This is a genomic window from Nocardioides immobilis (assembly GCF_003515065.1).
GTDB lineage: Bacteria > Actinomycetota > Actinomycetes > Propionibacteriales > Nocardioidaceae > Nocardioides > Nocardioides immobilis.
The window spans coordinates 1-8,545 of the sequence record NZ_QXGH01000062.1 but is presented as its reverse complement, the minus strand read 5'-3'; the positions used below and the strand labels follow the sequence as shown (position 1 = coordinate 8,545).

Here is an 8,545-nt window from a genome sequence, read left to right as displayed (position 1 = left end):
GTGCCTTTCCGCTGGGGCTTCTTGGACTGTCGCAAGAACAAGAATCCCAAGCAGGACGGGCACTTCCGTGCTTTCAGCCCAGGTGTCGCCGGGTCACCGACGAAATGCCGAGGCTAGGGCGTGTCTCCTAAAGATCGGCGGTGCGGCCGGGATTGTTTGACCCATGTCGCGTTCTGCCGTGTTGAACGATGCCCAGTGGGCCCGGATCGAGCCGTTGATGCCATCCTCGGAGGGGCGGCGGGGCCGTCCGTTTCGGGATCATCGTCAAGTGGTCGAGGCGATCATCTATCGGCTGCGGACCGGGGTGGCCTGGCGGGACCTGCCCGAGGCGTTCGGGCCGTGGCAGACGGTGTGGAAGCGCCACGAGCGGTTCAGCACAGACGGCACGTGGGACAAGATCCACGCCCGGCTGGTTGCCGAGGCAGACGCTGCGGGCGAAGTCGACTGGAAGGTGTCGGTGGACTCGACGATCAACCGCGCTCATCAGCATGCCACCACGCTGAGCCGTCTCGAGGCGCCAGCCGGTCGCCGTGCCAAGGCCACCACAGGGGGCTGAGTCGAACTACAAGGACCTGCGTGCGGAGCCTCCCGATCACGCGCTGGGCCGCTCGCGCGGCGGGATGTCGACCAAGATCCACCAGCTCGTCGACGGCAACGGACGCCCACTGGTCGTGGCGCTGAGCCCGGGCCAGGCCGGCGATTCGCCGATGCTTCAACCGCTGCTGGCCCACCTGGCCGTGCACCGACTCGGACCCGGTCGCCCGCGGACCCGCCCTGACGCGCTGCTCGGCGACAAGGCCTACTCCTCGCGCGCCATCCGGACGCTGTTGCGTGCCAAGCGGGTCAAGGCCGTGATCCCACAGCCCTCCGACCAGATCGCCCACCGCAAACGCCGCGGCTCAGCAGGCGGCCGACCGCCGGCGTTCGACTCCACGATCTACAAAGGTCGCAACGTGATCGAGCGGTCCTTCAACGATCACAAGCAGTGGCGTGGCCTGGCCACTCGCTACGACAAGCTCGCCGCCGTCTACCGCGGCGGTGTCGTCCTCCGCGCCATCACGATCTGGCTTCGCGAATAGGGGCGCATCGCCCATCGTGATCATGGTCGGCCCGCTCAACTGGTGGCTCCAGCTACGAGCCCGCGACCGGTCACCTGGTGGGTGCTCGCGGACCAGCGCGCGGCCGCGCAGTGATGGCGACCTCGCAGCACAGCACAATGGAGAAGGCGACCCTCGATGCAAAACAGCTTCGCTGCCTGGCTCAAGAACATCAGGCTGGGCTACGACCTCGGAACCCACGTCCTCGCGCACGCCCGCCGAGTCCGGATGGGACTGTCGTCGAGCAAGGGGACGTGCGGCGAGCGTTCGAGCGCCTGGCACCCGCGGATCCGTCAGTCGATGGGTCGGTCGGGTCGTGCTTCGACAACGCCGCCGCCGAGGCGTTCTTAGCTCGCTGGAGTGGGAGTCCCTCACGCAACCAGTTCGCCACCACCCGCAGGCCCAGGCCGTCGTGCTACGACTCACTCCGTCCGCGGTCGCCGCCCGGTTAGGTTTGCGCTGTGACGACCGCGAGCATCGCCGATGACTTGCGTCCTGGGCACATCCTCGCTCCGACCGAACTAGCAGGTGCTCGATGCCGTTGGCTGTCAGGTATCGCGAGCGAAGCGATCACGCCGTTGCGCGTAACACGATTGACGCAATGGTTTACGCCCGCGACACCCATGGGTCGGCATGCGCAGCGATTATTTGTCGCGTGATCAATATTGCGCCCAGCGGCGGGGCTCCCGTGTCGCAAGCCCCTCCTAGTGCTCGGGATGCGGATCAATCGGATGCTCGCCGGGACTTCTCCCTTCGCTCTGTCTTTGGTGTCGCCTTTGCCTTCATCTCACCGATCATCGCTCTCTACGCGATCTTCAACCTCGGTGTTCTCACGGCCGGTCCCTCGTTCTGGTGGGCATTCCCCGTGGTTCTGGCTGGGCAGACCCTTGTAGCGCTCGTCTTCGGCGAGCTCTCCAGCCGGTGGCCCGAAGAGGGCGGTGTCTTCGCGTGGGCACGTCGTCTCGGAGGAGGCGGAGTCGGCTGGGTTGCTGGTTGGGGCTACTCGTGGACGCTAGTGTGCCTGAACGCGGCAGCGGCGTTCGCGGCGAGCTCGTTCGCGATCGAGCTACTTGGACTCGACAGTTCCTCGAATGTCGTCCGGCTTGCCCTCGCTGCGGGCTTCATCGTGCTGGCCACGCTGGTGAATTGCTTCGATCGACGCCTGCTGAAAGCGTTCATCGCGGTTTCGATCAGCTGCGAGGTCATCGGCAGCCTGTATGTCGGCACCGTCCTTCTCGTCTTCCACCGGAACAACGACTTCTCCAGCCTCGTCTCCGGATTCAGTGACGGCGGATCCTCCTTCCTGACAGGTCCGTTCCTCGCAGCCGTGGCCTTGGCGGGGTGGGCACTGATCGGCTTCGAGAGCGCAGCCGACCTCGCGGCCGAGGTGCGCGATCCCGAGCGCAGCGTGCCGCTTGCGCAGATCGCGTCGCTCGTCCTCGTCGCTGCGACCGTCATGTACGCCTGCGCGGGCCTGATCCTGGCCGTGCCGGACTGGGGCGCGGTCACATCCGGTGACGTCGGCGACGCGATCATGGACACCATCTCCGCGGAGATGGGCGCATCTCTGGTCACGCCCATCATGGTCGTGGTGTGCATCGGCTTCCTGGCCGGCATCGCCGCCGTGAGCGCCGCGCTGTCCCGCTCGGTCCACGCCATGGCCACCCATCGAGCACTCCCGGGTGCGGAGTGGCTCTCGCGGCACTCCGTGCGCGACGAACTGCCGCGCAACGCGCTCGTCCTGACCTCGGTACTGACCGTCGCGCTGTTGATCTTCTCGGTCTGGGCTGGCTTCTACGACGTCATGATCTCGATGTCGACCGGCGGCTTCTACATCGCCTTCCTCATCCCCGTGCTGGCCTTGCTCTGGCACCGCTCGCGCGGATTGTGGCAACCGGGGGTATTCCGGCTTGGCCGTGCAAGTCTGGCCGTCAACGTAGCCGCCGCGATCTGGTTGACGTTCGAGGTCATCAACATCTCCTGGCCACGCGACATCGGACTGGCCTGGTACGTCGAATGGGGCTGCCTGCTGATGTACGGCGTGCTCGGAGTCCTGGGCGCCATCGTGTACCTGAGCACAACGCGCGGCGATGTCAGCACCGACGCCGCGGCAACTCCGCAGCAGGCAAACAATGACTGAGACGGGCGCCAAGAAATCCGATGTCGCCCTGGTCTGCATCGACGTGCAACGCGACTTCGTTCCCCCGCCGACGGCGGACGGCTCCGAAGCCGAGCCGGTCCAACGTATCCGCGAGCTCGTCGCCACTGCTCGGGAAAATGATGTCCCGGTGATCTTCGTGCGGGAGCTCCACAACCCCAGCCTCGTCGACCTCGGTCGCGAGGTCGACGGGGTCGAGGGACTCCATTGCATCGAAGGCACGACGGGAGCGGATTTCGTCGAAGGCTTCGGGCCTCGTCCGGACGAGTACCAAATCCGCAAACGGCGCTACTCGGCCTTCTTCGGAACCGACCTCGACATCGTCCTGCGCGGCTACGGAGTGAACACGATCGTGCTGACTGGTGGGCTGACCGACGTATGTGTCCACTACACGGCGGTCGACGCCCACCAGCACGACTACCACGTCCGCGTGGTGGAAGACGCAGTGTTCGCATCCTCGCCACCGGCGCACGAGGCCGCGCTCGCCGCCATGAAGTACCTACAGATCAACGCCGTCCTCGACAGCGACGATGCGGGGGCACTCATCCGCGCTCGGGCCACGGGCACCCAGCCCGCGATCGCAGCGGCGACGCCCGTGTGACCTCGGGCCGCGGCGGCGAGCCGAGCGTTGTTGCTCTGTCAGAGCGAACTTGGTACCTCTGCTGCCGCGGTCACGGTCTCAGGCAGCATGTCAGTCGCCACCAGCTCGGCCTGCTCGACCACGACACGCAATGCACCGCCTTCGTAGCCAAGAATCCGAAGTGCGCTCGCCTGCAGTGCTGCTTCGATCAAGGCGCGATCGGTCACCGGCCGATCCTCTCGAATCGAAATCACGCTCTCGACCAGGCCGAAGACGGCATCCGCGAGATAGGACCGGACCGACTCTTCCTGTGCGTGTTGCACGGTCGGGAGCGGGGACAGGTCGTCTTCTTCGATGCAGGCATCGATCAGCCGGCGGTACAGCATCTGCAACCGCGCGCGGTCCGCGCGGAACGAGGCGAAGCGTTTCTGGCGCACTTCTGGCAGCAGGAAGAGCGAGCCGACGTTGTGCTCAGCGCTGCTCAACTCGTGCACGTCGCACCGGACGAGCGCGGCGAGCCGCACGGCAGCTCGGACGTCGTCGCGGCCCGCGAGGGCTTCGCCGTACTCCAGTGGGCGTTGGATGATCCGCCGCAACAGCTCGGCGAGGATGTCTTCCTTCGACCCGAAGTGGTAGTAGATCGACGGCTGGGTGACCCCGACACGATCGGCGATGGCCCGCGTGGTCGTCGCAGCGTATCCCTGGTCGATGAACAGCGCCGCCGCCGCGTCGAGGATCTGATCGGTCGGGCTCAAGTCCGGTCGGCCCGAGTTGCGCGCCCTCGGCCGACCCGGTCCTTGACGTCCGTGGGGGCGAGAGGCGGGCACGAAACGCATTCTGTCACCCGGGGGGGTGGGCGGCCGTCGGCCCCCGAACCGATGCAACGGCGGTGCGGGCTGGTCCGCTCGTAGGCGACCGTGGCCGTAACAAGGACTTAACGCACTGAACGTGGCCGGCAGGCGGCAAGGACCTTAATATTGATCGTTCGATCAAAACCTGACTAGCGCGGAGATACTCATGACCGGCATCGACACAGGGACGGCCACCACGGCGGGGGCTCGCGCCCACGCCCGAGCGCAAGAGGGCACTGTGGTTCTCGATGCCCCGACAGTCCCGGCGGCAGACGCAAAAGCCATTTCGGCGTCGGTCGCGGCCGAGGACGTCGTCTGGGCGGAGCGCATGACAGGCGGCAGCTACGGGCATCGGGTCCTCGCCCCGGGCACGCACGTGCGGCTGACCGACGTCGACGGAAACGCCTGCGCCTCAGTGCTCGCCTACCATGCCGACATGCCGTGGGAACGCCTCAATGTGGCCGACACGGTGAAGGTCCAGTGGCAGGTGTACTCCGCGCGCGGCCAGCTCCTTCTATCCGACCAGGGTCGCGTTCTGGCCTCGATCGTCGAGGACACCTCTGGCCACCACGACAGCATCTACGGCGCCTCCGTCCAGGCCCGCAACGAGGAACGATACGGGGATGGCTCACCCGAAGGCCCAACACCCGCGGGTCGCGAACTCCTGGTGCTCGCTGCGTCGAAGAACGGTCTCGGGCGGCGTGACCTGCCGTCGTCTCTCACCTTCTTCCAGGGCGTTCGCATCGACGAGTCTGGGCGTCCGCAATGGCTGGGCTCGACCGGTGCCGGCGCGAGCATCACGTTTCGCGCCGAGATGCCGCTCGTCCTGCTGCTCGCGAACGCCGCACACCCGCTGGACCCGCGAGCCGAGTACGTGTGCACCTCGCTGGACGTCCTCGCCTGGCGCGGAGCGCCCACACAACCCACCGACCAGCTGTGGAGTGCGAGCCCCGAGGGTCGGCGCGCCTTCGAGAACACCGCAGACCACCTGAAGGGACGCACCCGATGAGCATCTCGACTGACATCAACCTTGGCCCCGAACTCGACCGAGAGACGGTGGCCGCGCGTGCTCCCTGGTCACGCGCCCTGGAGGCAGGGCAACTCCTCACCATCGTTGACCTCGACGGCAACCAGGCCGTCGACTTCCTGGCCTACGACTGGCGCGACACCGCTCGTGCCTACTCCGCACAGACCACTCTTCAGGCACAGGCGTCGGTCTTTCTTACGACCGGCAGCGTCCTGCGCGACAACGAGGGCGACCCGTTGCTCACTGTCATCCGGGACGAAGTCGGCCGCCACGACACCCTCGGCGGCGCGTGCTCGAAGGAGTCCAACACCCTCCGCTACGGCCACCACACCTGGGGACAACACGCGTGCGCAGAGAACTTCTTACGAGAACTCTCGCGATACGGACTCAGCAAGCGCGACCACGTCCCGAACATCAACTGGTACATGAACGTACCCGTCGACCCCGACGGCGCCCTCGGCATCGTGGACGGCATCTCGGCGCCCGGCCTCGCCCTCACACTGCGCGCCGAGAAGGACGTACTCGTCGTGGTGTCGAACTGCCCGCAGGTCAACAACCCCTGCAACGGCTTCAACCCCAGCCGCGCCGAAATGATCATCAACGCTGGACCCGCCCAGTGAACACATCACGTGTCGCCGCTGCCTACGCAGCGATCGCAGCCGCAGATCGCCCCGAAGTATGGATCGACCTGCGCCCTCAACCCAGCGTCGAAGCCGAGCACAAGCGACACCTGGCCGCAGACGGTCCGCTGTCCGGTCTGCTCGTCGCTGTGAAGAACAACATCGACGTCGAGGGCTTTCCAACCACAGCGGCCTGCCCGGCCTACGCGACCACACCCGCAGCGGCCGATGCGCGAGCAGTGGCGCGGCTGAAAAGTGCTGGCGCCACCGTTCTCGGAACGACCAACCTCGACCAGTTCGCCACCGGCCTGGTCGGGCAGCGCAGTCCCTACGGCGGCGTCCGCGACGCCCGTCGGATCACCCATATCTCGGGCGGCTCGAGCTCTGGGTCCGCCGTCGCCGTCGCACTCGGGCTGGTCGACATCGCCGTCGGAACCGACACCGCGGGATCCGGCCGCGTGCCCGCCGCGTTCCAAGGCGTCTGGGGCATAAAGCCGACCCTCGGCGTGGTGTCAACCGAAGGCGTCGTGCCAGCCTGTCGATCCTTCGACGCGGTGACGATCCTCGCCCGTGACCCGGCAACAGCAGCCAAAGCCATGGGCGCCATCGCGGGCGGCCCGGACACGAGGCCGTGGCCCGCCGACACCCCGCTCGCCGCCCCAACTAACGCCCGCGTTGCCATCCCCGACGTACTCGAAGGCATGGCACCGGGATGGAGCGAGGCCTTCCACGCAGCCGCGGATCGACTTCGCGATGCGGGCTGCGTCGTCGAAGCCGTACCGTTGGAGACGTTCCTGGCTGCAGCCCGTCTTCTGTACGACGGCGCACTCGTTGCCGAGCGGCACGCCGCAGTAGGTGCATTCGTCGACTCGCACCCAGAGCAGGTCGACCCCACGGTCGGCCCGATCATCACCCGGGCTGGCCAGATCTCGGCAAGCGACTTCGTCCGCGACCGCGCCAAGCTCGAAGCACTGCGAACGACCTCGCTCGCCCTGCTCGACGGCTTCGACGCACTGCTGGTCCCCACAGCCCCCGGGCATCCCACCCGCGCTGAGGTCGAGGCGGAGCCTGTCGCCGTCAACTCATGGCTGGGAACATGGACCAACTTCGGCAACCTGTTCGACATGTGCGCCGTGGCGGCACCCGCCGGGACCATCGACGAAGGAGCCGCTGGGGTAGCACAGTTCGGCGTTACCGTCCTGGCTCTGGCGTTCCACGATGCCGTCGCCCTCGACATCGCAGAGCGCGTGGCTGTCGTAACCGAGCCCGTCGTCTACCCCGGTGCGACTCTTGGCCTTTCAAGGCCGAGTAGCCCGTGGCCGGTGACAGCTGGTGCACGCTCTACACGCTTGCTCGTTGTTGGCGCCCATCTCCGTGGACAACCACTGGAACACGAGCTCACCTCACGAGGCGCGCGCTGGGTCGGGACAACACGGACTGCGGCGGCTTACCGGCTCTTCGCCTTGGATACGACCACGCCGGCCAAGCCAGGCATGGTTCGCGTAGCGCCGGAGCGTGGAGGTGCCAGCATCGAGGGTGACCTGTGGGAGCTCTCGCCGGCCGCGCTCGGCGGTTTCCTCGCCGAGCTGCCCGCGCCCATGAACCTCGGCTCGATCGAGCTGGCAGACGGTAGCTGGGCGACCGGCTTTGGGTGCTCTGAGCACATCGCAACCTCCGGACCCGACATCACCGCACACGGAGGTTGGCGCGCCTACCTGACTAGCAACGGCCGGTAGCCGAGGAGAAGTCGGGTCTCTCAGGGCGTGTGTCAAAGTGCGCCGCCCCGTCCCGGTTTGTTCGTGAATTGCGACGACTTCGCGCAGGATCTTCGGGTGGAGCACCTTCGATCACGGCCGCCTCGTCCAGTTTCCCGCGTGAGGTCGGCAGACATGGCAGCATCTCAACAGTTGTTGTAGAGACGCAGCCAGGTTTGGAATTCTGAGGGGCTCACAAAACTAAGGCTGCACCCACCCGGTGCGGCAGCAGGTGCCCTCGCTGCCCAACCGCTCGCTCATGCCCACCCTGACCACCGCGCTCAGCAAACCCCGCGACTCAGAACCCGATCATCGGATAGAGGCCTATTGAGAGACACGCCCTAGCCTCGGCATTTCGTCGGTGACCCGGCGACACCTGGGCTGAAAGCACGGAAGTGCCCGTCCTGCTTGGGATTCTTGTTCTTGCGACAGTCCAAGAAGCCCCAGCGGAAAGGCAC

6 protein-coding genes and 1 pseudogene are annotated in these 8,545 nt (G+C 66.6%); 6 read left to right on the top strand and 1 reads right to left on the bottom strand.

Annotated elements, in window-relative coordinates:
- Positions 1 to 163 precede the first annotated feature (163 nt).
- The 3 genes and pseudogenes from D0Z08_RS31475 (at position 164) to D0Z08_RS31465 (ending at position 3,856) form a co-directional block, all read left to right on the top strand.
- Positions 164 to 1,079, top strand: a pseudogene (locus D0Z08_RS31475) (IS5 family transposase).
- A 619-nt stretch (positions 1,080 to 1,698) separates the two neighbouring features.
- Entirely contained in the window at positions 1,699 to 3,237 is a 1,539-nt protein-coding gene (locus D0Z08_RS31470) for an APC family permease (protein WP_182481616.1), read from the top strand.
- The gene (locus D0Z08_RS31465; protein ID WP_220454483.1) at positions 3,188 to 3,856 is read left to right on the top strand and encodes a cysteine hydrolase family protein; all 669 of its coding nucleotides are present in this window, start codon (positions 3,188 to 3,190) and stop codon (positions 3,854 to 3,856) included. Before D0Z08_RS31470 ends, D0Z08_RS31465 begins: the two co-directional genes overlap by 50 nt.
- Before the next feature lie 38 nt (positions 3,857 to 3,894).
- Here D0Z08_RS31465 and D0Z08_RS31460 read toward each other — a convergent pair whose 3' ends face one another.
- Positions 3,895 to 4,590, bottom strand: coding sequence for a TetR/AcrR family transcriptional regulator (locus tag D0Z08_RS31460; protein WP_220454482.1), 696 nt, complete (start codon positions 4,588 to 4,590; stop codon positions 3,895 to 3,897).
- A 262-nt stretch (positions 4,591 to 4,852) separates the two neighbouring features.
- Here D0Z08_RS31460 and D0Z08_RS31455 point away from each other — a divergent pair, with 262 nt between their 5' ends.
- From D0Z08_RS31455 to atzF, 3 genes are read left to right on the top strand one after another with little or no spacing between them, the layout of a single operon-like run.
- Entirely contained in the window at positions 4,853 to 5,695 is an 843-nt protein-coding gene (locus tag D0Z08_RS31455) for an urea amidolyase associated protein UAAP1 (protein WP_118929234.1), read from the top strand.
- Positions 5,692 to 6,333 carry an urea amidolyase associated protein UAAP2 gene (locus D0Z08_RS31450; RefSeq protein WP_118929233.1) on the top strand — a complete coding sequence of 214 codons (642 nt, stop codon included), beginning with the start codon at positions 5,692 to 5,694 and terminating at the stop codon, positions 6,331 to 6,333. The genes D0Z08_RS31455 and D0Z08_RS31450 overlap by 4 nt, the downstream gene beginning before the upstream one ends.
- Positions 6,330 to 8,069 (top strand): allophanate hydrolase, encoded by a 1,740-nt coding sequence (gene atzF, locus D0Z08_RS31445; RefSeq protein ID WP_118929232.1) that lies wholly within the window; start codon positions 6,330 to 6,332, stop codon positions 8,067 to 8,069. The genes D0Z08_RS31450 and atzF overlap by 4 nt, the downstream gene beginning before the upstream one ends.
- Positions 8,070 to 8,545: the final 476 nt, after the last annotated feature.

What these genes read in the sequence shown, in the direction of transcription:
- D0Z08_RS31470 (WP_182481616.1), top strand. Translation starts at nt 1,699, where the DNA reads ATGGTTTACGCCCGCGACACCCATGGGTCGGCATGCGCAGCGATTATT.
- D0Z08_RS31465 (WP_220454483.1), top strand. Translation starts at nt 3,188, where the DNA reads ATGTCAGCACCGACGCCGCGGCAACTCCGCAGCAGGCAAACAATGACT.
- D0Z08_RS31450 (WP_118929233.1), top strand. Translation starts at nt 5,692, where the DNA reads ATGAGCATCTCGACTGACATCAACCTTGGCCCCGAACTCGACCGAGAG.
- D0Z08_RS31455 (WP_118929234.1), top strand. Translation starts at nt 4,853, where the DNA reads ATGACCGGCATCGACACAGGGACGGCCACCACGGCGGGGGCTCGCGCC.